This is a genomic window from Natrarchaeobius oligotrophus (assembly GCF_003841465.1).
In the GTDB taxonomy this organism is placed as follows: Archaea; Halobacteriota; Halobacteria; order Halobacteriales; family Natrialbaceae; genus Natrarchaeobius; species Natrarchaeobius oligotrophus.
Genome location: NZ_REFZ01000008.1, coordinates 136,362 through 161,990, shown reverse-complemented (window position 1 = coordinate 161,990; position 25,629 = coordinate 136,362). Strand labels below are relative to the sequence as shown.

At 63.8% G+C, this 25,629-nt stretch carries 21 protein-coding genes and 1 pseudogene; 14 read left to right on the top strand and 8 right to left on the bottom strand.

The genetic code is table 11. The features are described from left to right. Positions 1–581 precede the first annotated feature (581 nt). The 3 genes from EA472_RS13395 to pan1 form a co-directional block, all read right to left on the bottom strand. Complete coding sequence (locus EA472_RS13395) at positions 582–983, bottom strand: Zn-ribbon domain-containing OB-fold protein (RefSeq protein WP_124192022.1); 402 nt, start codon at positions 981–983, stop codon at positions 582–584. 96 nt (positions 984–1,079) lie between these two features. Then, a complete protein-coding gene (locus tag EA472_RS13390; RefSeq protein ID WP_124192021.1) occupies positions 1,080–2,246 on the bottom strand; it encodes a thiolase domain-containing protein in 1,167 nt (388 codons plus the stop codon). A gap of 81 nt (positions 2,247–2,327) precedes the next feature. Then, positions 2,328–3,545 (bottom strand): proteasome-activating nucleotidase Pan1, encoded by a 1,218-nt coding sequence (gene pan1, locus EA472_RS13385; protein ID WP_124192020.1) that lies wholly within the window; start codon positions 3,543–3,545, stop codon positions 2,328–2,330. Positions 3,546–3,669: 124 nt separating this feature from the next. Between pan1 and EA472_RS13380 the strand changes: the two genes are divergently transcribed. From EA472_RS13380 to rad50, 3 genes are all read left to right on the top strand, one after another. Beyond that, positions 3,670–3,939: a MarR family transcriptional regulator gene (locus EA472_RS13380; RefSeq protein WP_124192019.1), complete on the top strand. Its 270-nt coding sequence runs from the start codon at positions 3,670–3,672 to the stop codon at positions 3,937–3,939. A 149-nt stretch (positions 3,940–4,088) separates the two neighbouring features. Beyond that, the gene (gene mre11 / locus EA472_RS13375) at positions 4,089–5,498 is read left to right on the top strand and encodes a DNA double-strand break repair protein Mre11 (RefSeq protein WP_124192018.1); all 1,410 of its coding nucleotides are present in this window, start codon (positions 4,089–4,091) and stop codon (positions 5,496–5,498) included. Next, complete coding sequence (gene rad50 / locus EA472_RS13370) at positions 5,495–8,176, top strand: DNA double-strand break repair ATPase Rad50 (protein WP_124192017.1); 2,682 nt, start codon at positions 5,495–5,497, stop codon at positions 8,174–8,176. Before mre11 ends, rad50 begins: the two co-directional genes overlap by 4 nt. Before the next feature lie 66 nt (positions 8,177–8,242). On the opposite strand, the gene EA472_RS13365 is transcribed toward rad50, so the two are convergent. The 3 genes from EA472_RS13365 to EA472_RS13355 are packed head-to-tail and all read right to left on the bottom strand — an operon-like array spanning position 8,243 to position 9,428. Then, positions 8,243–8,722 (bottom strand): DUF7346 family protein, encoded by a 480-nt coding sequence (locus EA472_RS13365; protein WP_124192016.1) that lies wholly within the window; start codon positions 8,720–8,722, stop codon positions 8,243–8,245. After that, entirely contained in the window at positions 8,719–9,189 is a 471-nt protein-coding gene (locus tag EA472_RS13360) for a DUF7322 domain-containing protein (protein WP_124192015.1), read from the bottom strand. Before EA472_RS13360 ends, EA472_RS13365 begins: the two co-directional genes overlap by 4 nt. Before the next feature lie 53 nt (positions 9,190–9,242). Then, positions 9,243–9,428 (bottom strand): DUF7331 family protein, encoded by a 186-nt coding sequence (locus EA472_RS13355; protein ID WP_124192014.1) that lies wholly within the window; start codon positions 9,426–9,428, stop codon positions 9,243–9,245. A gap of 149 nt (positions 9,429–9,577) precedes the next feature. On the opposite strand from EA472_RS13355, the pseudogene EA472_RS23540 reads away from it, so the two are divergent. From EA472_RS23540 to EA472_RS13320, 8 genes and pseudogenes are all read left to right on the top strand, one after another. Beyond that, positions 9,578–10,495 (top strand): annotated as a pseudogene (locus tag EA472_RS23540) (3'-5' exonuclease); the annotation flags it as partial. A gap of 27 nt (positions 10,496–10,522) precedes the next feature. Next, on the top strand, positions 10,523–13,660 hold the full coding sequence (locus tag EA472_RS13350; RefSeq protein ID WP_449289233.1) for a DNA polymerase domain-containing protein: 3,138 nt from the start codon (positions 10,523–10,525) through the stop codon (positions 13,658–13,660). A 216-nt stretch (positions 13,661–13,876) separates the two neighbouring features. Continuing rightward, a complete protein-coding gene (locus EA472_RS13345; protein WP_124192012.1) occupies positions 13,877–14,782 on the top strand; it encodes an ABC transporter ATP-binding protein in 906 nt (301 codons plus the stop codon). A gap of 61 nt (positions 14,783–14,843) precedes the next feature. Further along, complete coding sequence (gene sufB, locus EA472_RS13340) at positions 14,844–16,274, top strand: Fe-S cluster assembly protein SufB (RefSeq protein ID WP_124192011.1); 1,431 nt, start codon at positions 14,844–14,846, stop codon at positions 16,272–16,274. A 14-nt stretch (positions 16,275–16,288) separates the two neighbouring features. After that, the gene (gene sufD / locus EA472_RS13335) at positions 16,289–17,554 is read left to right on the top strand and encodes a Fe-S cluster assembly protein SufD (RefSeq protein WP_124192010.1); all 1,266 of its coding nucleotides are present in this window, start codon (positions 16,289–16,291) and stop codon (positions 17,552–17,554) included. Between the two features lie 135 nt (positions 17,555–17,689). Continuing rightward, positions 17,690–18,583 carry an SDR family oxidoreductase gene (locus EA472_RS13330; protein WP_124192009.1) on the top strand — a complete coding sequence of 298 codons (894 nt, stop codon included), beginning with the start codon at positions 17,690–17,692 and terminating at the stop codon, positions 18,581–18,583. Positions 18,584–18,667: 84 nt separating this feature from the next. Further along, on the top strand, positions 18,668–19,171 hold the full coding sequence (locus EA472_RS13325; protein ID WP_124192008.1) for a hypothetical protein: 504 nt from the start codon (positions 18,668–18,670) through the stop codon (positions 19,169–19,171). A gap of 174 nt (positions 19,172–19,345) precedes the next feature. Then, positions 19,346–20,080: a Yip1 family protein gene (locus tag EA472_RS13320; protein WP_124192007.1), complete on the top strand. Its 735-nt coding sequence runs from the start codon at positions 19,346–19,348 to the stop codon at positions 20,078–20,080. A 47-nt stretch (positions 20,081–20,127) separates the two neighbouring features. On the opposite strand, the gene EA472_RS13315 is transcribed toward EA472_RS13320, so the two are convergent. Continuing rightward, positions 20,128–21,327 carry an ArsA family ATPase gene (locus EA472_RS13315; RefSeq protein ID WP_124192006.1) on the bottom strand — a complete coding sequence of 400 codons (1,200 nt, stop codon included), beginning with the start codon at positions 21,325–21,327 and terminating at the stop codon, positions 20,128–20,130. A gap of 306 nt (positions 21,328–21,633) precedes the next feature. Between EA472_RS13315 and EA472_RS13310 the strand changes: the two genes are divergently transcribed. The 3 genes from EA472_RS13310 to EA472_RS13300 are packed head-to-tail and all read left to right on the top strand — an operon-like array spanning position 21,634 to position 24,306. Continuing rightward, the gene (locus EA472_RS13310) at positions 21,634–22,473 is read left to right on the top strand and encodes an ABC transporter permease (protein WP_124192005.1); all 840 of its coding nucleotides are present in this window, start codon (positions 21,634–21,636) and stop codon (positions 22,471–22,473) included. Positions 22,474–22,475: 2 nt separating this feature from the next. Then, complete coding sequence (locus EA472_RS13305) at positions 22,476–23,402, top strand: ABC transporter ATP-binding protein (RefSeq protein ID WP_124192004.1); 927 nt, start codon at positions 22,476–22,478, stop codon at positions 23,400–23,402. A 37-nt stretch (positions 23,403–23,439) separates the two neighbouring features. Then, a complete protein-coding gene (locus EA472_RS13300; protein WP_165874891.1) occupies positions 23,440–24,306 on the top strand; it encodes an ABC transporter permease in 867 nt (288 codons plus the stop codon). 173 nt (positions 24,307–24,479) lie between these two features. On the opposite strand, the gene EA472_RS13295 is transcribed toward EA472_RS13300, so the two are convergent. After that, positions 24,480–25,580 carry a pyridoxal phosphate-dependent aminotransferase gene (locus EA472_RS13295; protein ID WP_124192078.1) on the bottom strand — a complete coding sequence of 367 codons (1,101 nt, stop codon included), beginning with the start codon at positions 25,578–25,580 and terminating at the stop codon, positions 24,480–24,482. Between the last annotated feature and the right edge of the window lie 49 nt (positions 25,581–25,629).

The following is a 25,629-nucleotide window of genomic DNA, read 5'->3' as shown; positions in this document are numbered from 1 at the left end:
ATCCTCCCTTTCCGCGGTAGTATTCTCCCCCAAATCAGTAGATATAAGTAACTTTATCCAGACAATTAATCTGGAAGCTACGCTCCCAGGGGGCTGAAAATGCCCCGGGTGTTGGCGCACCCGAGACGTGGCTTCCAATCGCTGCGTTCGAAGCCATGATTGCATACCTACCCGCGAGATATAAACGTCTCGCAAATCGGACGAATCGCACGCCGCGGTCAGCCACGGCCACGAACGGACGACCGGCCGCGCGACGGCGGGCGCTCCGCGAACGCGAGCGCCGGCTGAACCGGAACCACGCGCTGATCCGTCAGGCGACGCTCTAACCCGTGTTCGCGTTCGTCTCTCGGTGTTCGATCGGACGCCCACCAGCGTCCCGGTTCGCCGCCTAGACTCGAGGCCCCGCCCTCGAGTCGCGGCGGTGCGCCGACGGCCCGGCCGGACGACAGTCCTGCCCCCGGAACCACCCGCCGGTCGGACCGTCGGCCCGTACGCGGGACTCGAGGGCGTCCGCTCGCACGTTCCGATCCAGTTGCAGCGCGAAAATCAGCGACGGCCGTCGTCGAATACCGCCGGCCGAGTCAGCCCGAAACCGGCGCGAACCCGAGCACCCGGTCGCCCGTCGTCTGCGAGACCGCGATCTCGAGTTCGACCTCGAGTCCGGAGTGGACGTCGCCGGGGTCGACGCCGACGACCTGGCCGGTGAGTCGAACCGGGCCGAACTCCGCGATGGCCGTCGCGTACGGCGCGTCGTCCTCGAAGGCGGGCGTCGGGACGTGCGTGATCGTGAACGTCTCGACCGCGCCGGTCTCTGGAAGCGGCGCGTCCGCGAGGTCCGTCGCGCCGCAGTCGGGACAGACCCGCCGCGGCGGCAGCGAGCCGTGACCGTTCGGACACTCGAGGTAGTACCCCGACGCCTCCTCGGCGGCGTCGAGCCAGTCGTCGAAGCCGGCGTTCTGTGCGCCGCGTGCTCCGTCGGTCATGCGACCACCCCCAGAGCAAGCACTGGCGTCATCGCATTCGCTTTGCTCATGCGACCACCCCCAGGGCAAGCACTGGCGTCATCGCATTCGCTTCGCTCATGCGATCACCTCCAGGACGTGGACGGTCGCGCTGGCGACCGTTCCACCCGCGTTGTGGGCGACGCCGATCGTCGCGTCTTCGACGTACCCGTCGTTGGGATGGTCGCCCGTCAGGAGGGTAGCGATCTCGGCGATCTGGGACGCGCCGGTCGCGCCAACCGGGTGGCCCTTCGCTTTCAGCCCGCCCGAGAGGTTGACCGGCGTCTCCCCGTCGGCGGTCGTCCGACCGTCGCGGGCCGCCGAGATCCCCTCGCCGATTCGCTCGAGGTCGAGCGCCTCGATGGCGAGCACCTCGGCGATGGTGAAACAGTCGTGGACCTCGGCGAGGTCGACGTCGCTCGCGTCGACGCCGGCGTCGGCGTAGGCCTCCTCGCCGGCCTCGCGAGCCGCCGGCGAACGCGCGAGGTGCTCGCGGTCGTGAAGCGCCATGCGGTCGCCGCCCTGTCCGGTCCCGGTGATCGCGACCGGCGCGTCGAGGTCGTGCTCCTCGGCGTAGGCCTCGCTCGTCAGCACGAGCGCGGCCGCGCCGTCGGAGATCGGACAGGAGTCGTAGAGGCCGATCGGAGCGGACACCGGCGGCGCTTCGAGGACGTCCTCGACGGTGATCGCGCTCTGGTACTGCGCTTTCTCGTTGGGGAGGGCGTTCTCGTGGTTTTTCACGGCGACGTGAGCGAGGTCCTCGCGCTCGCCGCCGTACTCCGCGAAGTACGCCTGGGCCATCAGCGCGTACGCGCCGGGGAAGGTCATCCCGGCGCGCACCTCCCAGAGGTCGTCGGCGGCGATCGCGAGCGCCTCCGTCGCCCCCGCGGTGCCGAGGTTGGTCATGCGCTCGGCCCCGCCGACGAGGACCACGTCGGCGTCGCCGTTTCGGATCCGGAAGACGGCGTCTCTGACCGCCGCGCCGCTCGAGGCGCAGGCGGACTCGTAGCGCGTGGCGGGAGCCTGCACGCCCGCCGCCTCGGCCATGAGCGGCCCCTGGTGGCCCTGGTGTTCGGCGAGTTCACCCATGAAGTTCCCGTAGAAGACGGCCTCGACGTCCTCGCGGGGGACGCCGCTGTCGTCGAACGCCGCGATGCTCGCCTCCGCGAAGAGGTCTCGGCCCGTTCGTTCGGGGACGTTTCCGAACGGGGTCAATCCCGTTCCTGCGACACGGACGGTGCTCATACGCTAGGTAGCGTGTCGATCCGTTAATACCCCGCGGTTGCTCGAGTCAGAAACAATCGATTACCGCAGAAAAGCCCCGGTTCAGGCGAACGTCTTCGAGATTTCGTCGGCGTCCTCGGCGTCGGCCTGGATCTTCTCCCAGGCGTCGCGGAAGTCGGCCATGTGGATCTCGGTGCGGTCGTCGCGGATGGCGAACATCCCCGCTTCGGTACAGATCGCCTTGATGTCTGCTCCGGAGGCTTCGTCGGCCTCCTCGGCGAGGGCGGCGAAGTCGACGTCGTCCGAGACGTTCATGCCGCGCGTGTGGATCTGGAAGATGAGCTCTCGACCCTCGTGGTTCGGCTTGGGCACCTCGATGAGGCGGTCGAACCGACCGGGACGGAGGATGGCGCGGTCGAGCATGTCGAAGCGGTTGGTGGCGGCGATGATGCGGATCTCGCCGCGTTCTTCGAAGCCGTCCATCTCCGAGAGCAGCTGCATCATCGTCCGCTGGACCTCCGCGTCTCCCGACGTTTTCGACTCCGTGCGCGTGGCCGCGATGGCGTCGATCTCGTCGATGAAGATGACGGCCGGTTCGTGCTCGCGGGCGACCTTGAACAGGTCCCTGACTAGCTTGGCACCCTCGCCGATGAACTTGTGGACGAGTTCGGAGCCGGCCATCTTGATGAACGTGGCGTCGGTCTGGTTTGCGACGGCCTTCGCGAGCATCGTCTTCCCCGTGCCGGGCGGGCCGTACAGCAGGACGCCGCTCGGCGGTTCGATCCCCACGTCGTCGAACATTTCGGGGCTCTCGAGGGGCATCTCGACGGTCTCGCGGACCTCCTGCATCTGCTCTTCGAGGCCGCCGATGTCCTCGTAGCTGACGTCCGGGCTCTCGGTGACCTCCATGACCCGGGCGCGGACGTCGGTCTCGTTCGAGAGGGATTTGACGATAGACAGCGAGTTGTTGACGGCCACGCGAGCGTCGGGTTCTAAGTCCTCGCGCATCTCCTCGGTGACCTCGGTGAGCGCCTCCTGATTGTTGCCGTGCTGTTTGATGATGACGCCCTCGTCCGTGATCTCCTGGACCGTGGCGACGAACAGCGGCGACTGCTTCAGTTTCTTGTTTTCGTGGGTGAGCCGTTCGAGCTTCTGCTGGTATTTGTTGTTCTCGGCGTTCGCGTCGAGGAGTTTGTCCCGCATCTCCTCGTTTTGCGTCTCGAGGATCTCCAGCCGTTCCTCGAGCGCCTGGATCTTCTCCTGTTGGGACGCCTCGTCCTCGTCGTACGGGAGGTCGACGTCGTCCACAGTGTCACTCATCACCCGTGCTTTAGGTGTTGGTTCATAAGAGGCTTCGGGTCGGCCCATCTTCGCCCTGCATATTACCGAGAGGCATTAGATGAAACAGAAAATATTATCACCTCGTATTGAAAAGGGGTATACGATGAGTGCATCAGAGACGTTTCGACAGGATGCCGACCAACGAGGGACGTGGGAAGACGTGCGGGATCTCCCCCCGAGTGCGAAGCTCGTCGCGAAGGTGCTCGAGTACAACGACACCATGACTCAACAGCAGATCGCCGACGAGACGCTGCTTCCCTCCCGCACCGTTCGGTACGCGCTAAACCGACTCGACGAGGAGAACGTCATCGACTCCCGGTTTTCGTTCTCGGACGCTCGCAAGCGGCTGTACAGCCTGGACATCGACTCGTAGATCCGGTTCGGTTCTCCTTTCTCACTCTTGCTCCGGGACGCTCTGGGCGTTGGACGAGCGGACGAACCGTTCGATCCGACGAGGGGCGTCCTCCACTTTCGCTTCGGTCACGGAATCCCTATAGGGGCGACTCACCAATGACCGGATAGATGACGCGGGTGATACATACGGGCGACACCCACATCGGGTACCGACAGTACAACGCGCCCGAGCGACGACGGGACTTCCTCGAGGCGTTCCGGAGCGTCGTCGAAGACGCGGTCGACGACGGGGTGGACGCCGTGGTCCACGCGGGTGACCTCTTTCACGACCGCCGGCCGGGGCTGATCGACCTCCAGGGGACGGTCGCGGTGTTGCGGCTCCTCCGGGACGCCGACATCCCCTTCCTGGCCGTCGTGGGAAACCACGAGGGGAAACGCGACGCCCAGTGGCTCGACCTCTTCGCCGACCTCGGGCTCGCGACCCGACTCGACGCCGAACCGACGGTGGTCGGCGACGTCGCCTTCTACGGTCTCGACTTCGTCCCGCGATCGCGGCGCGAGGACCTCGAGTACGAGTTCGCGCCGGTTCCCGACGACGCCGACCACGCCGCGCTCGTGAGCCACGGCCTGTTCGAGCCGTTCGCACACGCCGACTGGGACACCGAACGACTGCTCGCGGAGTCGACGGTCGAGTTCGACGCCGTCCTGCTCGGGGACAACCACGCGCCCGACACCGCCGAGGTGCTCGACACCTGGGTCACCTACTGCGGATCGACCGAGCGCGCGAGCGCCAGCGAGCGCGACGACCGCGGCTACAACCTCGTCGCGTTCGACGACGACGTCGCGATCAGCCGGCGCGGCGTCGCCGACACGCGCGAGTTCGTCTTCGTCGACGTCGAACTCGCGGCCGACGAGGGCGTCGACCGCGTCCAGAAGCGGGTCAGACAGCACGACCTCGAGGACGCGGTGGTCGTCGTCACGATCGAAGGCGACGGGAAACCGATCGCGCCGGCCGCGGTCGAGGAACTCGCCGTCGACCGCGGGGCCCTCGTCGCCCGCGTCAACGACAGACGCGATCTCCCGGACGAGGACGACGCGGTCTCGGTCAGCTTCGCGGATCCCGACGACGCCGTCCGCGAGCGCGTTCGCGAACTCGGGCTCAGCGACGCCGCCCTCGACATCGACCGAACCGTCAGGGACGGCGACCTCGCGGACTCGAACGTGCGCGAAACCGTCGAGCGACGAGTTCGGGACCTGCTCGAGGCCGACGCCGACGTCTTCGAGTCGGCACCCGACCGCGATCCGGCGGACGCGACGACGGTCGCGGATCGCCTCTCGAGCGACGAGGAGACGGACGAGGTGCCCACGAACGCGGATCCAGAACCGACCGAGGAGGCCGAATCCCCGTCGGCGGCGGCCGCCACCGGCGTGGCGACCAACGGCGGGGATGCCGACTCGAGTCCGACGGACGAACAGGACGCCGGGTCGACTGACGCGGGTCCGACGGACGAACCGGACGGCGGAGACGCAGACGAGCGCGAGGAGCCGGCGGACGCGTCGCTGGGTGATTTCGCGTGAGAGTCGATCGCGTCCGGCTCCGGAACTTCAAGTGCTACGGCGACGCCGACCTCGAACTCGAGCGCGGGGTCACGGTCGTCCACGGGGTCAACGGCAGCGGTAAGTCGACGCTGCTCGAGGCCGTCTTCTTCGCGCTCTACGGCTCGAAGGCGCTCGACGAACGGACGCTCGACGACGTGATCACGACCGGCGAGGAGGAGTGCGAGGTCGAGCTGTGGTTCACCCACGACGGCCGCGCCTACCACGTCGAACGGCGGCTCACGCTGCGTGGCGATCGGGCCGCGACGACGAAGTGCGTGCTCGAGACGCCGACGGAGACGATCGAGGGGGCTCGCGACGTCCGCCGGGAGGTGACGAGCCTCCTGCGGATGGACGCCGACGCGTTCGTCAACTGCGCCTACGTTCGCCAGGGGGAGGTCAACAAGCTCATCCACGCCTCGCCGAGCGAGCGCCAGGACATGATCGACGACCTCCTCCAGCTCGGCGCGCTCGAAGAGTATCGCGAACGCGCGAGCGACGCCAGACTCGGCGTCAAGACGGTGCTCGACGGCCAGCGCGAGGTGCTCGAGGACGTCCGCAATCAGGTCGAGCGCAAGGAGGACAAAGACCTCCACGAGCGCCTGAACGGACTCGAGTCCAGAGCGGCCGACGTCGCCGAAGAGATCGACCACTACGAAACCCAACGCGAGGAGGCCCAGCGCACCCTCGAGACCGCCGAGGACGTCCTCGAGCGCCACGAGGAGACCCGCCGGGAGATCGAGTCGCTCGAGGAAGAGATCGACGCGCTGCGATCGAAAATCGAGGAGACCGAACGCGAGCGCGAGGACGCGGCGTCTCGCGTTCGCGAACTCGAGGAGCGTCGCGACGAACTCGCGGCCGATCGGTCCGGGCTGTTGGCCGACGCCGACCTGCCCGACGGGATCGACGGCGACGACGTCCGAGAGCGCATCGACGACCTCGAGGAACGGGACGAGTCCCTGCGTGACGACCTCGAGGAGGTTCGCGTCTCGGTCACGGAGACGACCGGCGACGTAGAGCGGCTTCGCGAGGAGGCCGCCGATCTCGAGGACCGGGCGGAAACCGCCCGCGAGGAAGCCGCTGATCTCGAGACCCGACTCGAGGAGGACGAAGCGGCGATCGACGACCGCGAGGACGACGTCGCGGAGCTGGACGCGGAGATCGAGTCGGCGCGGGAGACGTTCGCGGATGCGCCGGTCGACGCCGGCGAGGCCGAGTCCCACCTCGAGTCGCTTCGGTCCGAGCGGGAGGATCTCGCCGAGGAGATCAACGACGTTACCGCCGAGCGCAGGTCGCTCGAGAGCGCGATCGAGGAGGGCGAGTCGCTCCTCGCTGAGGGAAAGTGTCCGGAGTGCGGGCAGGCGGTCGAGGACTCCCCGCACGTCGACGCGCTCGAGGAAAAGCGAGACGACCTCGAGACGCTCGACGCGCGCCTGGACGACCTCGAGGAAAAGCGAGACGACCTCGACGAGCGGATCGAGCGGGCGACCGAGCTGCGCGAGACCGAGCGACGGATCGAGCGGCTGACGGAAAACCGCGAGAACGTCACACAGCTCATCTCCGAGAAGCGCCGGGCGCTCGAGGATCGACGCGAGCAGCGCGAGCGTCTGTGCGACGACGCCGCGGAGTACGAACGAACGGCCGAGGAAAAGCGAGCCACTGCGGACGAGCTCGCGGACGACGTCGACGAGCTGCGCGCCGAACTCGGCGCGATCAACGCCGAACGGGGCGAAATCAGGGAGACGCTCGAGACGCTCGAGCGGGTCGTCGACGTCGACGACGAGCGGGCGGACCTCGCGACGGAGATCGAGACGCTCCGCGAGCGACGACGCGACTGGCAAACGATGAACGACGAACGCCGGGAGACGCTCTCGGACAAGCGCGAGCGAAAGCGAGAGCTGACCGCGGAGTTCGACGAAGAGCGGGTGCAGACCGCACGCGAGGACAGGGAAAGCGCCGAGGAGTACCTCGAGAAGGTCGACGAGAAGCTGGCGGAGCTGCGGGATCGGCGCGACGAGATCCAGAGCGCCGTCGGCGCGGTCGAGAACGAACTCGAGGAACTCGAGCGGTTGCGCGAGCGCCTCGCGGACCTCGACACCCGCTGTGAGCGACTGGAGTCGCTGTACGACGAGGCCGAAACCCTACAGACGACCTACGGTGAGTTGCGGACGGAGCTTCGCCAGCGCAACGTCGAAACCCTGGAGCGGCTGCTCAACGAGACGTTCGACCTGGTCTACGGGAACGACTCGTACGCGGGGATCGACCTCGACGGCGAGTACCGGCTGACGGTCTACCAGAAAGACGGCGAGGCGCTCGAACCAGAACAGCTCTCGGGCGGCGAGCGGGCGCTGTTCAACCTGAGTCTGCGGTGTGCGATCTATCAACTGCTCGCAGAAGGTGTCGAGGGAAGCGCGCCGATGCCGCCGCTGATCCTCGACGAGCCGACGGTGTTTCTCGACTCGGGCCACGTCACCCGGCTGGTCTCGCTGGTCGAGTCGATGCGCGACCTCGGCGTCGAACAGATCGTCGTCGTCAGTCACGACGAAGAACTGGTCGGAGCGGCGGACTCGATCGTTCGGGTCGAAAAGGACGCGACCTCGAATCGCTCCAGTCTCGAGACCGGCGACCTGCGGGCCATCGAGGCGTTCGCGCTCGAGTGAGCGGTTCGCGATTCCGGCGGATCTACGCGTTAATACTCGAGTGGCCGGCCCGTTCGACTCGCTCGCTTACTGGCTTTCGACGTCCGACGTCGTCTCCGCCGACGGGGGTTCGTCGGGGACGGCGCTCGTTCGGATCGCTTCGAGTGCGGTCCGACAGGGCTCGGCGAGTCGGTAGCCGCGTTCGCCGTCGACGTCGGTCTCCTCGAGCAGCCCGGCGCTCGTCAACACCGTCAGCCGGCCGTGGAGGTCGCTCTCGCAGAAGTCGTAGGCGTCGAGCAGTGAGCGCACGCTGAGGGGGCCGCGCTCGTCCAGTTCGACGAGCAATCCGAGCGTCCGTTCGTCGTGAACGGTCGTCAGCAGCGTTCGGAGGGGGCTGGAGACGGTTCGTGCGGCCGTCTCGAGCGCGCTCGATTCGTCGACGGACTCGAGTCGATCGTTCTGTACGTAACACTCGTTTCCGCTCTGTGGGTCGCGAACGAGGCTCGCGTGTTCGGATCGCTTGAGCAAGAGGTACCGCTTTCCGGTGTCGTCCTGGACGGTTTTCATGTTCGGTCGTGATCGTCCGGTGATCGTTCTTCGGCAACGGTCGTTGAAGATGTTTCGGGATTGTCCGGATCGTCGCTGGACTCCGAGTCGATTCGCGATCGATACGTCCGGTACCGCCGAGTTGCGGAGCCGAACAGAACGATTCCGCCGGCGAGTAACGCGATACTGTGAGTCGAAACGCCGTCGAAGAGCACGAACAGAATCCCGATCGACGTCGCGAGAACGGCTCCGTTGACGATGAGAACGATCGACCAGAACGCCTTGAGCAGCTCCGGCGAGACGTCGTTCGAGACCACTGCCGGCTCGGTCGCGTCCGCCGCGAGGTCTTCGTTCAACTCCGTCCGCAGCCCCGAGCCGGCGTCCTCCGTCGGAACGCGAGGAATCGTGAGCGAATCGCTCTCCGGATCTCGAAACTCCGCTTCGGGATCGTACTCCTCCGGTTCGTGTTCGGAGCGGTCGGAGGCCACGTTCGGGCGAAAGACGACCAGGGAGAAAAAGGGTTCGCGTTTCAGTTCTCAGTTCACGCGAGTTCCGCGAGGGGAATCGTTTGGGAGGTTTCGACCCACGCGAGCGGGTTCTCCGCGTCGTAGAAGACGACGCCCTCGTCGGTCTCGTAGGACTCGATCGTCGCCGTTCCCCGGGGAACGCTGGGCTTCTCGCTACGATCCGTCACGTCGTCGTCGTTCAGGGTAGACACATCAGTCACCTGGTTTCATGTTATGTGTTACCATATTATATGTCTTTTTGCCCCTGCACCGGCAAGTCGCCGCTCGCTCGAGAGCGTGTCGGCGACGAACCGGCCGCGTCCGTGCGGATTGCAGGGGTTTTTATTGGGCGGCTGCAAACTCCGGTATCATGACCGAGGCGGGCCAGACCGGGCTCGGGGAGTTCGCGGCGGAGTCCGAAGACCGGCCGGACGAAGAGGCAGCCGCCGTCGCGGGCAACGGCGGATCGAACGCCACCGACGTGATCGACGTCGTCGCGGAGACGCTCCCCGAGCCACGGGGCGAACTCGAGCTTGCGGTGATGCAGGTCGATTACACGGTCGCTGGCTACGGCGACGAGGAACGGCCCATTATTCACGTCTTCGGCAGGACGCCCGACGGCGACCTCGAGCACGTGCAGGTCGTCGGCTTTCGGCCGTACTTCTACGCGCCGACGGACTCGCTCGAGCGCCCACCCGAGGAGGCCTACGACCGGCTGACGGGGAGTCGGGAGGTCGACGAGAACGGCGATCCCTACGAGAGCATCCGCGGGGAGAAGCTGACGAAAATTTTCGGCCAGACGCCCCGCGACGTCGGACAGGTACGCGACGACTTCGAGCACTACGAGGCGGACATCCTCTTTCCGAACCGGTTTCTCATCGACAAGGACGTACAAAGCGGGATTCGCGTGCCGGAACGACGCGCGGACGACGACTCGCTGGTCGTTCCCCACGACGAAGTGGAGGCCGTCGACGTCGACGCCGATCCGCGCGTGCTCACCTTCGACATCGAGGTCGAGGACCGTCACGGCTTCCCAGAGGACGGCGAGGAGGCGATCGTCTGTCTCACGAGCCACGACTCCTACCGCGACGAGTATATCATGTGGGTCTGTGCGGCAGACGAAGGCGACGGCGTCATTCCCGACGAAATTACCGACTACGAACCGATCGAAGGGGCAATCGACCACGAGATTCGAAGCTTCGACGAGGAAGAAGCGATGCTCGAGGCGTTCGTCGAGTACGTTGCTGATCGAAATAAGGCCGATCCGGACGTCATCACTGGCTGGAACTGTCTTCCAGCGGATAGTGACGTTCTCATGGCGGACGGAACCGAAAAAGAGATACAAGATATCGAAATCGGGGATTCAGTGGTCGGTTCCGAATCACAACAAACTAGCGTTGCAGAAGTAACGGACAAGTGGAAAAGCGAGAAGGAGATTCGCGAATTCTCGTTAGCCGATGGAACCTCTCTCCGATCATCAGCCGATCATCGGATTATGGTTGGGGACGACGATACTGTAGACTGGAAGGAAGGAAGCGAAATCGAATGTGGTGACTACGTACTCAAGCCAAGAAGACTCTTTGTCGACGAGCCGACCGTCCCTACCCTTTCAGATCTCATTCCAGTAGAGAACCAACGGTACGCTGATAAACAGACCGTCTCAGAATTCAAGACGGATCTCCCGTATGGGGCCATCACCGAGTTAGCCGATGAATTCGACATCTCAACCGGAACGTTACACCATCCGCACACGACCGTCTGGACGCCGAAACGATGTCAGGATGCGGCGACCCAGTACGACGTCCCCGTTCCAGATGGTGGCGTCGAATATCGGGGAACAGGTGTTGATCTCGAACGAAAAATAACGCCTGACGAACTCTATTATGCTGGATTGATCCTCACGGACGGGACGATGTCGCCAGATGATGGCGTTCGGTTCTACAACACTCGAGAGGAACTCCATCGACAATTCCCCGGTGAGAATCACTTAGAACCGGACGGAAAGGGATGTTACAAACAGAACGTCCTGGACTATGCGACGATGTATGCGTTCAACGGGCTTGGTATTCCGTTTGGCAACAAAAACGACGATATCGTCGATCTCTCGGCGGTTTACGAAATGCCGTCCGAATACATCAGTCGCTTCTTGGCAGGAGCTATCGATGGCGACGGAAATATTGCTCAAAGCGGGATCACAGTTGCTGCCGAGAACCGATCAATCGGTGAGTGGTACGTAAAGCTATTCAAACGACTCGGAATCTACGCCCAACAGCGAGAGAACGTCGTCAGACTCCCCGATGCGAAACGCGATATCGATCGGCTGAAAGACTGCGTTCTCCCGTATATGGAACATTCCGAGAAGAAAGCTGCTCTAACCGAATTCGAGGGCGGCAAAAGCGGCCAGACTGAGAACATTCCATACGCACTGTTCGAAGCTGATGTCGGGACTGACACAAAGCGGATCGGGAACGACAAACATCGGCGCGGTATTAACCTCAAGCGCCACGAGACACACTCTGAAGAGTGGGAAGAGTACGTCTTCGTCGAGGTAACGGACGTTTCGGCAACTGGAACTGAGACGACCTACGACATCGAAACGACGACGCACAACTTTGTCGCTGAAGGGTGTCTGGTACACAACTGTGATGATTTCGACGCCCCTTATCTCTTAGACCGCCTCGAGGAGCTGGACGGATCCCATCACGACTACGACCTCTCGATCGATCGCCTCTCGCGGGTCGACGAGGTCTGGCGGAGCAACTGGGGCGGACCGGACATCAAGGGCCGGGTCGTCTTCGACCTGCTCTACGGCTACCAGCGGATGGTCTTCTCCGAACTCGACTCCTACCGGCTCGACGCCGTCGGCGAGTCCGAACTCGGCGTCGGCAAGGAACGCTACGCCGGCGACATCGGTGACCTCTGGGAGGACGATCCACACCAGTTGCTTGCGTACAACCTCCGGGACGTGGAACTCTGCGTCGAACTCGACCGCCAGCAGAACATCATCCCGTTCTGGGACGAAGTGCGCTCGTTCGTCGGCTGCAAACTCGAGGACGCCCCCACGCCCGGCGACGCGGTGGACATGTACGTCCTCCACCAGGCCCACGGCGAGTTCGCGCTGCCGTCGAAGGGCCAACAGGAGGCCGGCGAGGAGTACGAGGGCGGAGCCGTCTTCGAGCCGATCACGGGCGTCAAGGAGAACGTCACGGTGCTCGACCTCAAATCGCTGTACCCGATGTGTATGACGACGATCAACGCGTCACCGGAGACGAAGGTCGATCCCGAGCGGTACGACGGGGAGACCTACGAGGCACCCACGGGAACGCACTTCCGGAAAGCGCCCGACGGCGTCAACCGAACGATGATCACCGAACTCCTCGCCGAGCGCGAGGAGAAGAAGGCGCTGCGAAACGAGCACGAACCGGGGACGGCCGAGTACGAGCAGTACGACCGCCAGCAGGGGGCGGTGAAGGTCATCATGAACTCGCTCTACGGGGTGTCGGGATGGGAACAATTTCGGTTATATGACAAGGAGGCGGCATCGGCGATCACGGCCACTGGCCGTGAAGTGATCGAATTCACGGAAACGGCCGCAAACGAACTGAATTATCAGGTTACGTACGGCGATACGGACAGCGTTATGCTCGAGCTGGGTCCGGAGGTCTCGAAAGCCGAGGCCCTCGAGCAATCGTTCGGGATCGAAGAGCACATCAACGGCCGGTACGACGACTTCGCCCGCGAGGAGCTGAACGCCGACTCGCATCGCTTCCAGATCGAGTTCGAGAAGCTCTACCGGCGGTTCTTCCAGGCCGGAAAGAAAAAACGTTACGCGGGACACATCACCTGGAAGGAGGGCAAGGACGTCGACGACGTCGACATCGTCGGCTTCGAGTACCAGCGGTCGGACATCGCGCCGATCACCAAGGAGGTCCAACACCGCGTCATCGAGATGATCGTCAAGGAAGGCGACGTCGAAGGAGCGAAAGAGTACGTGGGAGAGATCATCGAGGACGTCCGCGCGGGCGAGGTCTCGCTCGAGGAGATCGCCATTCCCGGCGGGATCGGCAAGCGCCTGGGCAACTACGACACCGACACGGCCCAGGTCCGGGGTGCGAAATACGCGAACCTCATGCTCGGGACGAACTTCCAGCGGGGAAGCAAGCCGAAGCGACTCTACCTCGACCGGATCGATCCCTCCTTTTTCGAGCGACTCGAGGCCGAGGAGGGCTTCGACGCGCGGACGGATCCGCTCTACGGGGCCTTCAAGCGCGATCCGGACGTCATCTGTTTCGAGTACGAGGATCAGATCCCGCCCGAGTTCGAGGTCGACTACGACATCATGCTCGAGAAGACGCTCAAGGGACCGATCGAGCGCATTCTCGAGGCACTGGACGTCTCCTGGGAGGAAGTGAAAAGCGGCCAGGAACAGACCGGATTGGACAGCTTCATGTAACCGTTCGGGCCCGACCACGATCGGTGCGGGCGACGGACGCGTCGATTTTGCGAACCCGTTATTCGACGGGACGGTTCGTCGGTACTGTCGGAAACTACGTCAATAGGGACCGATTTTTTCCGTTTCGAGAAATCATCTTCCGTCATCGTTATTGTATTCAATCAGATACGAAACCGTTATCAGGTGGACACCCTACCATTCAGACGACAGAGTACTATGGCACGTCTCGAACTACGCGACCTGCACGCGGAGGTATCGGAGGGCGACGAGAAGATTCTCGAGGGCGTCGACCTCGAGGTCGAATCGGGCGAGATCCACGCTCTCATGGGACCGAACGGCTCCGGTAAGTCCACGACCGCGAAGGTCATCGCCGGTCACCCCGCCTACGAGGTCACCGGCGGTGAGGTCCTGTTGCACCTCGAGGACGACGAGTTCGGCGACGAAATCGAGATCGACGAGGACCAGCGCACCTGGAACATTCTGGATCTGGAACCGAACGAGCGCGCCGCGCTTGGAATCTTCCTCGGCTTCCAGTACCCGGCCGAGATCGAAGGCGTCACGATGACCAACTTCCTTCGGACCGCGCTGAACGCCAAGATCGAAGAGCGAGAAGAGCTGTTCGAGGAGGAAGGGAGCGAAGACGACGCCGAGGACGACGGGTTCGAAACCTCGCCGATGGAAGGCCCCGCGGACGACGGCGAGGTCGGCGTCGCCGAGTTCCAGGAGATCCTCCAAGAGAAGATGGAACAGCTGGACATGGACGAGGCGTTCGCACGACGATACCTCAACGCCGGTTTCTCCGGCGGGGAGAAAAAACAGAACGAGGTCCTGCAGGCGGCGATCCTCGAGCCGTCGATCGCCGTGTTAGACGAGATCGACTCCGGGCTGGACATCGACCGGCTCCAGGACGTCTCGAACGGCATCAACGCCCTGCGCGACGAGCAGGGGACCGGCATCCTCCAGATCACCCACTACCAGCGGATCCTCGACTACGTCGAGCCCGACCGCGTCCACGTGATGCTCGACGGCCAGATCGCCAAAAGCGGCGGCCCCGAACTCGCCGAGGAGCTCGAGGACAAGGGCTACGACTGGGTTCGCGAAGAGGTCTACGGCACGGCGTAACCGAATTCGGCTAGAACAACGGTAATAACCCTACAGCCGTAAACACTACCACAATCACATTATGAGTTCCGAACAAGATCACCTCAAAGAGACCGACACCGAAGCGCGGTTCGAGTTCAAGAAAGAACAGAATGCCGCGGTCAAATCGGAGAAAGGACTGACCGAGGAGGTCATCCGGATGATCTCCGACGACAAAGACGAGCCCGACTGGATGCTCGAGCGCCGCCTGCGCGCGCTCAAGCAGTTCCAGAACATGCCGATGCCGACGGACTGGCCCGGCCAGCCGGACCTGTCCGAACTGGACATCGAAGAGATCGTCCCCTACATCCGTCCGGACGTCGACAAACGCGAAGGCGTCGACGACTGGACCGAGCTCCCCGACGAGATCAAGGACACGTTCGACAAGCTCGGCATTCCGGAGGCCGAGAAGAACGCGCTCTCGGGCGTCGGCGCGCAGTACGAGTCCGAGATCGTCTACCAGAACATGCAGGAACAGTGGGAGGAGAAAGGGGTCGTCTTCATGAACATGGACCAGGCGGTCAAAGAGCACCCCGAGATCGTCAAAGAACACTTCATGACGACCTGCGTGCCGCCGAGCGACAACAAGTTCGCGGCGCTCCACGGCGCGGTCTGGTCCGGCGGTTCGTTCGTCTACGTCCCCGAGGACGTCACCGTCGAGATGCCCGTTCAGGCCTACTTCCGGATGAACTCCGAGGGGATGGGTCAGTTCGAGCACACGCTCATCGTCGCCGAACCCGGCAGCGAGGTCCACTACATCGAGGGCTGTTCCGCGCCGAAGTACGGCACGCACAACCTCCACTCCGGCGGCGTCGAGGTCTTCGTCAAGGAGGACGCCCACGTCCAGTACTCCACGGTCCAGAACTGGTCGAAGAACACGTTCAACCTCAACACCAAGCGCGCCATCGTCGAGGAGAACGCCACGATGGAGTGGGTCTCGGGCTCGATGGGCTCGAAGGCGACCATGCTCTATCCGTGTTCGATCCTCAAGGGTCGCGGCGCGACCGACACCCACATCACCATCGCCTTCGCCGGCGAGGGCCAGGACATCGACACCGGCGCGAAGGTCTACCACAACGCGCCGAACACGAAGTCGACGATCGAGTCCAAATCGATCTCGAAGGACGGCGGCCGCACCAACTACCGCGGTCTCGTCCACATCGCCGACGGCGCGGAGAACTCGAGCACCGCCGTCGAGTGTGACGCGCTGATGTTCGACAACGAGTCGACCTCCGACACCATGCCGTACATGGAGATCGAGGAGTCGAAGGTCGACGTCGCCCACGAGGCCACGGTCGGCAAGATCGGCGACGAGGACATCTTCTACCTCCAGTCGCGGGGACTGGACGACGACGACGCCAAGAAGATGATCGTCGCCGGCTTCATCGAGCCGATCACGGAGGAACTGCCGATCGAGTACGCGGTCGAGCTCAACCGACTCATCGAGCTCGAGATGGAGGGAAGCCTCGGGTAACACCGAGATCAGACATGAGTACGCAGGTACATGCCAATCTGACGGACGAACAGGTGCGCCAAATTTCGGGCAACCTCGACGAGCCCGAGTGGCTCCTCGAGACGCGTCTCGAGGCGCTCGAGGCGCTTTCGGAACTCGACATGCCGGACGTCATCCGGACGCCGGGTCGGGACTGGACGAACCTCCACGAACTGGACTTCGAATCGCTCGTCGATCCGCTGAACGCGGCCGAGAACAAAGATCAGGTCGGCCCCGACGAGGTCGACGTCCTCCCCTGGTCGGAGGCGGTTCAGGAACACGAGGAGCTCCTTCGGGAGCACTTCGGAAGCGTCGTCGATCCCCAGGAGAACTACCTCACGGCGCTGTCGACGGCGCTGTTCAGCACCGGAACGGTCGTCTACGTTCCCGAGGGCGTCGAGGCCGAGGACGTCACCATCCGCACCGAGCAAAACTCCCGCTCGCTGTTCAACTACACGCTCGTCGTCACCGAGGAGTCGAGTTCGGTGACGATTCTCGAGCGCCAGTCGACGGGGAGCGCGGAACCACGTTCCGCGAACGGTCGAGCGGCGGAGTCGGGAGACGCCGAACGGGCCGATGAACAGTACTACAGCGGGATCGTCGAGGTCGTCGCCGGCGAGAACAGCAACGTCCAGTACGGCAGCCTTCAGAACCTCTCGGAGGAGGCCTACAACTTCTCGCTCAAGCGAGGCTCCGCAGGCACGTACGCGACGATCGACTGGATCGAGGTCAACCTCGGCACCCAGCTAACGAAGTCGGGAGTCTCGACGACCCTCGAGGGCGACTCCTCGGAGACCCAGATCGTCGGCGCGTTCTACGGCCACGAGGACCAGCACTTCGACCTCGACGCGAAGGTCTGGCACCGCGCCGAGCACACGACGGCCGACCTCGTCACCCGCGGCGTCACCGACGACGTCGCGCGATCGGTGTACGAGGGCGTCCAGGACGTCGGCCGCGATGCCTGGGACACCAGTTCCTACCAGCGCGAGAACACGCTGATGCTCTCGGACGAGAGCGAGGCCGACGCCTCCCCCAAGCTGATCATCAACAACCACGACACCGAGGCAAGCCACTCCGCGACCGTCGGCCAGATCGACCGGGAGGATCTCCTCTACATGACCTCCCGGGGCATCTCGCCGCGGGCCGCGCGGAACATGCTCGTCGAGGGCTTTTTCGTCCCCGTCCTCGAGGAGATCGCGGTCGACGAACTGCGCGAGGACCTCGAGTCGCTGGTTGCAACGCGGCTCCGACAGCGCGCGTAGCGGGATTTCGCGGTCGGATACCGTTCGATCCGATTTTCGATTCGCCGTCGACGGCGATCGTTCGCTCGAGGCCGACGTTCAGCTGAGCGCGACAAACCGTCGATACTTAGGTATCGTCTCACGAACCCATCCCACATGGCCAGTGCCGAGCGCGCCGATGGATCCGAGGAGGGGGTCGACGCGGACGACGACCGCTACACGCGAAAGAAGTGCGTACTGATCACCGGCTGCTCGTCCGGGATCGGTCGCGCGACCGCGCTCGCGTTTCTCGAGCGCGACTGGCAGGTGATCGCCACCGCCCGAAACGTCGAGGACGTCGTCGACCTCGAGGAGGCGGGGTGTACCACGTTCTCGCTCGACGTCACCGACTCGGGGCAGGTCGCGGAGGTCGTCGAACGGACGGTCGAGCGCTGTGGCGCGATCGACTGTCTCGTCAACAACGCGGGCTACGCCCAACTGGGCCCGCTCGAGGACGTCTCGACGGTCGACCTCCACCGACAGTTCGACGTGAACGTCTACGGGCCACACCGCCTGGTCCGGGCCGCGGTGCCGCACATGCGCGCACAGGGCGACGGTCGAATCATCAACGTCTCGAGCGTGATGGGCCAAATTTCGGTTCCGGGATCGGGGGCGTACTCCGGCTCGAAGTACGCGCTCGAGGCGATGAGCGACTCGCTCAGGGGCGAACTCGAGGAGTTCGGAATCGACGTCGTCGTCATCGAACCCGGCCCGGTCGAGTCGAACTTCGACGATCGGGCGGCCGAAGAGCTACCCGAGAACGAGCGAACGCCCGCTTACGAGGCGCTCTACGAGATCTACGGCGATCTGCAGCTCATCGGGGGCGGTAACGGCGGGCCGTTCGCCTCCACGCCGGAAGACGTCGCACAGGCCATTCTCGAGGCGGGAACCCACCCCGAACCGCCCGCTCGGTATCCGGTCGGACCGCTCGGTCAGTTCGGCGTCTACGCACGGTTCCTTCCGGACCGGCTGCGCGATGCGGGGTACGCGATTCTCCGAAAGCTCGTGTAACCCACGAGACGGTGTGGCGACGCGGTCCAGTCGGAACCGGCACAACGTATTTGCGTTCGCCGTCCGTTGTCGACACAACCCATCGTGTCCAGGACGCCGGAGACCGTCGCGCTCGCCGAACGCGTCTCGAGAGTGCTCTTTCTCGTCGCCGGCTGGCTCGCGATCGCGTTCGGTGCGGTCGTCGCCGGTGGTGCCGTCGTCGGGCTCCGGACGGCCGGCACCTCGGCCGATTCGCTGTTGCTCGCGGGATTCATGTTCGCCGCGGCGTTCGTCTTCGTCTCCCTCGGCGTGCTCGTCAGCCCGCCGTTTCGACGCCGGCTGCGTCGACGCCGGCCGATCTCGCGGTTCGGTCGAATTCGAACCCTCGAGCGACGAGCCTTCGATAACGGAGACGACAGTTTCTCGCGCTGTGACGGCTGTCGGTCGCCGATCGAAAGCGGTCGGGTTCGACTCCGACGCGAGGAGTACGCGATCGCTGGCGTCCCAGTCTACACCGTCTCGACGACGCGCGAGCGGTACTGCCGCACGTGTTCGGAGTACGCCGACTCCCGCGGGGACCGTCCGAGGCCGTCCGCCGACCGGGTGTGAACAACGACGGGGATTCGAACTGTGGGACGGACGAACCGCCGCGACTCGAGCGCATCCCCGCGAACGCGTTTTCTCGCGATCTCTCGCCCCGTAACCGCGCGTCGATCAGCGTGTGCGAACCGTTACCCCGAATGGTAACGTATTTGTTTCCAAACTGTCCAGTCTCGATGGAACATGGTCCCCACTGTTCGCTCCCTCCGACAGTTGCTGCTGTCGCCGGCGGCGTTTTTCGACGATCACCCGCCGGCGTCGACGCTCCCGATCGCCGCGGGAATCGTCTTCCTGTTCGCGCTCGCGCTCGTCGGGAGCGTTTCGCTGCTGGGTTCGCTGCTCGCCGACGCGATCGACGCGACGGTCACGATGGACAATCCGAACCGGCCGCCCGACCCGATCTGCGACGCCCACGCCGACGATCCGGACTCGCCCATCGGTCGGAACTGCGACGAACCGGCGACGATCGAGCGCGACGCGGGCGAACTGGCCCGCGAGGCGGTCCACGAGTACCTCCCGTTCGCGCTGATCGGCCCGTTTCTCCTGTGGGGCGTCGGCGCGGTGGTGCTGTACGGTGCCGGCCGTCTCAGCGGCGGAACGCCGACGTTCGCCGGCAGCCTGGCGCTCGCCGGCTGGGCGGCAGTGCCGGAATTCTTCCGCTTCGGCGTCGGTCTCGTCGGTATCCACGTTGCGCTTTCGGACGTGACGATCACCGATCCGGAACGCGCCGCCGACGTCGTGACGGCTGCGATCGGACCGCTCGAGCCCGTCTTCCTCGCGGCGTCCGTGCTCACCCTCGCCTGGCAGTGGCACCTCCTTACCGGCGGCCTCACCCGAGAGGCGAATATTCCCTGGGGACGGGCCGCCGTCGCGGTGGGCGTTCCGCTGGGTCTCTTCGCGTTGCTCTCGCTCCCGTAGCGTCCCTCCGCCGGTGGTCCGCCGTCGCGCGGTGCCGGCGGCTCGAGTTACCGGAGACAGGCGGCGACGACCTCGAGCATCCCCTCGCCGCGGACCTCCTCGGCGAACAGCGGGACGCGGCGCACGTCGGTTCCGCGAAACAGCTCCTGGGCCTCCGCGAGGGCCGCCTGCTGGACGTCCCACCGCCGCTGACAGAACTCGCAGTCCGCGAGGTTCGGCTGGAGGAACTCGCCCGAGACGTCGTCGGTGACGTCCGACAGCGGCTCCATGATGCGGTTGACGACGAGGGTACCCACCGGAATGTCGAACTCCCGGAGGCGCTCGCGCAGCCGCTTCGACTCGAGGACGCTCATCTCCTCGGGGACCATCACGATCCGGAAGTCGGTTCGGCCGGGATCGCACAGCGCGGCGCGAAGCCGTTCGATCCGATCGCGAAGCTCTTCGAGGTCGGCGAGGTCGGTCCCGTCCTCGAGCATCTCGCCCCCGAACATCCCTTTCACGTTCTCGAGCATGCCGCCGAGACGCTGGCGAAACTGCAAGATTCGGCCCATCATCGAGTCCATCAGCTCGGGTAACTGGAGGAGCCGAAGGGTGTGACCGGTGGGTGCCGTGTCGACGACGACGCGGTCGAACCGCGGGTCGTCCATGTACTCGAGCAGCAACTGCATTGCGGCGGCCTCGTCCGCGCCCGGCATCGCTCCGCCGAAGAGCGCGTCCATCGGGTTCTCCCCACCGAGAAGCTCGCCCATCCCCCCGAGTCCGTCGACGCCGCCCGCACCGCCGTGGCCACCGGCGTCGTCGAATCCGCCGACGTCGTCGGCGTCCGGTCCGCTGCCCGCACCCGGAAAGGCGGCGCGGCCGCTCTCGATCGCGGCTTCCGGATCGATTTCGACCGCGTACAGCGGAACGTCCTCGCGGATCCGGCCGGGTTCGGAGGGAACGTCGGTTTCGAAGGTGTCGGAAAGGGAGTGTGCCGGGTCGGTCGAGACGACGAGCGTCGACGTTCCGCCGCGGGCGCTGTCGAGCGCCGTCGCGGCCGCCATCGTCGTCTTGCCGACGCCGCCTTTGCCGCCGTAGAGAACGTACTCCGGCCCGTCGATGGGCTCGTCGGAGGGTTCGACCTCGATCGTCTCGCGTTCGCCTGCGGTTCCGACGTCGCTCGTCGGCGTCACCTCGATGGTGTGGTCGTCGTCCGTCGGTTCGGTTCCCTCGTCCCGCTCGACCGGCTCGACGTCGATCCCGCTCATGTGCGAAGCGTTTCGCGCGCCGACACGAGTATTCGTCGGTCCGGGTCGGTCTCGAGGGCTACCTCCGGGACATCCCAGTAGCCACTCGAGGGCGCTCGAAAACTACATTTTGTGAGTTCCGTAGAGCCGTCCTTACGTGTGTCGTCTACACCATCAAACGGGCCGTGAGCTAGGCAAATTCAACGCCGTACGGCGATCATCACGGCCGTAATTTTCGATCAAATCTAGCAGATTATAATACTATTTTCTATACCTGAAAGTGGGAGACGTATTTATACTAATGCTGCCTCGATCGTCTGCTGTTGGATGAAAAACGAGATCCACATCTTTTTGTTTGAGATCCGCCGACACCTTCGTTCGAGGCGAACAGTAGTCGGTGCGTGCGTACTGGTACTGTTTTATCTGTTCTGGATAAGCCACTCACTACGCATTAGGACGTTCGAACAGGGCACTATGACTACTATGACCTATTTTGTGGCTCGTTCGCTTTACGAAGGTCGGGTAATCCTCACCCTTGCACGGGATCCATTGCTGTTGTTGTTCGTCGTTTGTACCCCACTTCTTTTCGGGGCGACGACAGTTGCGGGTCACCGAGATACTGGCGCGTTACGGTTGCTACAGTCGCTTCCGTACAGTCGATGGACGGTTTTCGTCGGACTCGTGGCCGCTCGAGTCGCGATGATAAGTGCCATCGTCTGTCTGCTCATGATGGGGGCGCTTCTGGAGACATGGCGTCAGGGAGTCCCCTTCTCACCGGTTCATTTCGCCGGCTATACCGCAGTCCTTCTCGCCGTCACAACCACACTGGTGGTTATCGGTGCAGCTATCTCGACACGCGCGACCAGCCGGCGACGCGCGTACACGTCGTCTCTTCTGTTCGGATTGCTGATCCTGTTCGTGTATGGCCCACTTCAGGCCTTTCGTCCGGAAGCGATACTGCTCACTCCCAGAGCAGTCTACTACGCGCTGGTCGCAGGCATCGATATAAACTGGGCAACGACCTTCCAGGAACAACCGAGTCAGTACCGGTTGGACTCGGTGTATCACTATACAGAGGTTGCTGTGCTGTCGCTTTGTGCCTGGTTGTTATGTGCAATGGCTGCCGGGCTCTACTCGTATCGAAGCATAGACATTACGACATCATAACCATGACACTCGCTATCGAAACAGAGCGGCTGACGAAGCGCTTCGGATCGGTTACCGCAATAGACGATCTCTCGCTGTCGGTCCCAAGCGGAACGGTTTACGGCTACCTCGGACCGAACGGGGCGGGCAAATCGACAACGATCGATATACTGCTGGATCTCGTCCGCCCGAGCGACGGAACTGCGCGTGTGTTCGGCTACGACACGCAGGCGTCTCCGGTCGCCGCTCGAGAACAGATCGGTGTGTTGCTCGATGGGTTCAAACCGTATCCAGCAATTACTGGTCGCGAGCACGTCGAACTGGCGGCGACGGCGAGGGGTGTTTCGACCGATCCGGCCACCGTCCTCGCTCGCGTCGGACTCGAGCATGCGGTCGATCAACCCGCAGGCGAATACTCGAAAGGGATGACGAAACGACTTGGACTGGCGATGGCGCTCGTCGGTGATCCCGACCTGTTGATTCTCGACGAACCGTCGACAGGGTTGGATCCACACGGCATCGTGACGATGCGTGAACTCATTCGTACCGAGGTCGACCGCGGCGCAACGGTCTTTTTCTCTTCGCACCTGCTCGATCAAGTCGAGGCTGTCGCCGATCGCGTCGCGATTATCAACGACGGGTCCTTGCTCGTCGAGGACAGTGTCGAATCGCTGAAATCCGAACTCGAAGACGGGACGACGGTCAAGATCAGGATCGAGGATCCAGCGTCGGATCAGCTACCCGAGTTACAGGCAAATATAGACCCACTCGAGACGGTCAACAGCGTACGGATCGAGGGACGGACGCTGATCGCTCGCTGTCGATCCCAGGCTGCAACAGCGACAGTGGTGTCCGCTGTCGAGGAGTCACAGGCCGCTATCGATACGTACGAAGTCGAACAACCCTCCCTCGAAGATATTTTCAAAACGCACACCGACGGCGATGAGTGAAGACGTATCCACGCTCGGTACTCGTCAGCTTCGGTCGATGAAGACAGTCGTTTCCGCCGACCGGTTGCGTATACGCCGATCACGGGCGGTCGTCCTCGGCGGAGTGTTATTTGCTGGACTCTGTACGTTCAGCGCCTGGTATCCACTCTTTCCAGGACAGCAAGTCCATCACAACTGGAATCTCGCCTACGATCTCTCCGGTGATCTCAGCGCCGAGCCGACGCCGTTGGTCGTTCATTTTTTCGCACGCTGGTTGCTCCTCTTTTTGAGCGTGCTGGCGGCGTTGGTAGGGAGCGGAGCAATTGCCGGGCAGGTTCAGTCGGGATACGGCCGAACGCTCCAGACGCTGCCGTGTTCTCGTCGGACGGTCGTGTTCGGGACCGCGTGCACGAGGGCGGTGACCGCTGGTGTCATCACAGCGATCGGGCTTTCCGCCGGCGGAGTGACGATCTGGATTCGGTTCGATACTATCGATCTCGCCACGTATCTGTACTTCAGTGCGGTGACGATCGGATACGCGATGTCGTTGACCGTGCTGGCGGTTGGCGTCTCCGCGCTCGTCCGAACGCGTCTCCGCGCACTCTTTTTGACGCTGGGGCCGATGGTGCTGGCGATCTATTTTGGTGGTGATATTCTGGCGTCGCGAGCGTTCCGATCCGCGTTGCTCGTCCAGCCGTATCAGATCCTCGTCTCCGGAGCACACGAGCGGTTGATTGCCAGACCCCACATCGAACCATATCTCGACGAACTGAACGGAACGGATATCGTGACGCTAGAATCGTCCGCTGACGTTCCGTTGTACCTCACCGACATCGGTGTAGCGATGACAATGGTGCTCATTCCGATGGTGGTGCTGGCTGTGGGCACGTGGCGGTACAATCGTCGCGAGCTTCTCGTTAATTGAGGATGTCACGGAAATTCGCGTGTTCGGTTTTACGGCACTGTTGTGATGACCATCGCCTTTGCCCCCAGGATTACCAATCGCTCACGGATCATCTTCTTCGCCGAAGAATATTCAGTACCGGCAAAGCTCGTGTGGAGCGTGGTTTCGCCGGTGCACAGTTACAGCAATCCGTATCAGGCAAACCGCGTCGAAAGCCGCTCTGCCGCCGTCTCGACGCGCGGGGTGACGAGCGCGAACCGGAACCACTCCGATCGGGACTCGCCGAACGCATCACCGGGCATTCCCGCGACGCCGGCCTCGTCGATCAGTCGGTAGACGTTCTCGAGGGTGCCCGGATAGCCGTCGAAGCGAGCCATCACGTAGAACGAGCCCCGCGGCGTCGTGTACTCCGCGCCCGCGGCGTCGAGCGCGCCGGTGAACGTTTCGATCCGCCCGCGGAGCAGATCGCGGTTTCGCTCGTAGTAGTCGGGTTCCGTCTCGCGCAACGCTCGTAACACCGCGTACTGTGCGGGTCGGCTGCCGGCGACGTTGACGAGCATGTGCCGACTCTTGGCGTCCACGACGAGGTCCGATGGAAAGATCGCGTAGCCGACCCGAAAGCCCGTGATCGCCATCGACTTCGAGAACGCGTTGGTGACGATCCGATGGTCCGACTCGATCGAGAGCGCGCTTTCGAACCGCCCCGAGAGGTCGAAGTGATCGTACACCTCGTCGCTGACGAGGATCGCGTCGCACTCTTCGGCGATCGCGACGAGTTCCCGCATCGTCTCGCCGTCGTAGACCGCACCGGTCGGATTGTTCGGCGTGTTGACCACGATCGCCGCCGTCTCCTCGCTCGCGGCCGCGCGCACGTCGGACGGCTCGAGGCGTCCCTCGTCGTCGACCGCGACGAACGTCTGCGTTCCCCCGAGCATCGTCGTCTTGCCGGGATAGTACGGGTAGACCGGGTCCGTGAGCACCACCTCCTCGCCGCGGTCGCGCTCGAGCGCCCGCGCCATCGCGAGGTAGTTGGCCTCGCCCGCGCCGTTCGTGACGACGACCTGATCCGCATCCACCCCGCGTCGCGCCGCGATCTCCTCGCGAAGCTCGCGCAGTCCCTCGCTCGGCGGGTACTGAAACGCCGACGGCTCGCGGTCGGCGTACTCGCGCAGTCCCGAGCGGAGCGCCGCCGGCGGCTCCCAGTCGGGATTTCCGCTCACCATGTCGATGACGTCGCGGTCCGCCTCCGAGGCGTAGGACATGACCCGAAAGAACAGCGGCGTCTCGTACTCCATGGGGGAGAGTCGGCCTCCCGGTACGTCGTTCTTTCCGTTCGAGCGATCG

Bases quoted from the DNA above. Each gene is read 5' to 3' on its own strand.
- EA472_RS13395 (WP_124192022.1), bottom strand. From the start codon at position 983: ATGACCGACGGAGCACGCGGCGCACAGAACGCCGGCTTCGACGACTGG.
- EA472_RS13390 (WP_124192021.1), bottom strand. From the start codon at position 2,246: ATGAGCACCGTCCGTGTCGCAGGAACGGGATTGACCCCGTTCGGAAAC.
- pan1 (WP_124192020.1), bottom strand. From the start codon at position 3,545: ATGAGTGACACTGTGGACGACGTCGACCTCCCGTACGACGAGGACGAG.
- EA472_RS13380 (WP_124192019.1), top strand. From the start codon at position 3,670: ATGAGTGCATCAGAGACGTTTCGACAGGATGCCGACCAACGAGGGACG.
- mre11 (WP_124192018.1), top strand. From the start codon at position 4,089: ATGACGCGGGTGATACATACGGGCGACACCCACATCGGGTACCGACAG.
- EA472_RS13365 (WP_124192016.1), bottom strand. From the start codon at position 8,722: ATGAAAACCGTCCAGGACGACACCGGAAAGCGGTACCTCTTGCTCAAG.
- EA472_RS13350 (WP_449289233.1), top strand. From the start codon at position 10,523: ATGGCGGACGGAACCGAAAAAGAGATACAAGATATCGAAATCGGGGAT.
- EA472_RS13345 (WP_124192012.1), top strand. From the start codon at position 13,877: ATGGCACGTCTCGAACTACGCGACCTGCACGCGGAGGTATCGGAGGGC.
- sufB (WP_124192011.1), top strand. From the start codon at position 14,844: ATGAGTTCCGAACAAGATCACCTCAAAGAGACCGACACCGAAGCGCGG.
- sufD (WP_124192010.1), top strand. From the start codon at position 16,289: ATGAGTACGCAGGTACATGCCAATCTGACGGACGAACAGGTGCGCCAA.
- EA472_RS13330 (WP_124192009.1), top strand. From the start codon at position 17,690: ATGGCCAGTGCCGAGCGCGCCGATGGATCCGAGGAGGGGGTCGACGCG.
- EA472_RS13320 (WP_124192007.1), top strand. From the start codon at position 19,346: ATGGTCCCCACTGTTCGCTCCCTCCGACAGTTGCTGCTGTCGCCGGCG.
- EA472_RS13315 (WP_124192006.1), bottom strand. From the start codon at position 21,327: ATGAGCGGGATCGACGTCGAGCCGGTCGAGCGGGACGAGGGAACCGAA.
- EA472_RS13310 (WP_124192005.1), top strand. From the start codon at position 21,634: ATGAAAAACGAGATCCACATCTTTTTGTTTGAGATCCGCCGACACCTT.
- EA472_RS13305 (WP_124192004.1), top strand. From the start codon at position 22,476: ATGACACTCGCTATCGAAACAGAGCGGCTGACGAAGCGCTTCGGATCG.
- EA472_RS13300 (WP_165874891.1), top strand. From the start codon at position 23,440: ATGAAGACAGTCGTTTCCGCCGACCGGTTGCGTATACGCCGATCACGG.
- EA472_RS13295 (WP_124192078.1), bottom strand. From the start codon at position 25,580: ATGGAGTACGAGACGCCGCTGTTCTTTCGGGTCATGTCCTACGCCTCG.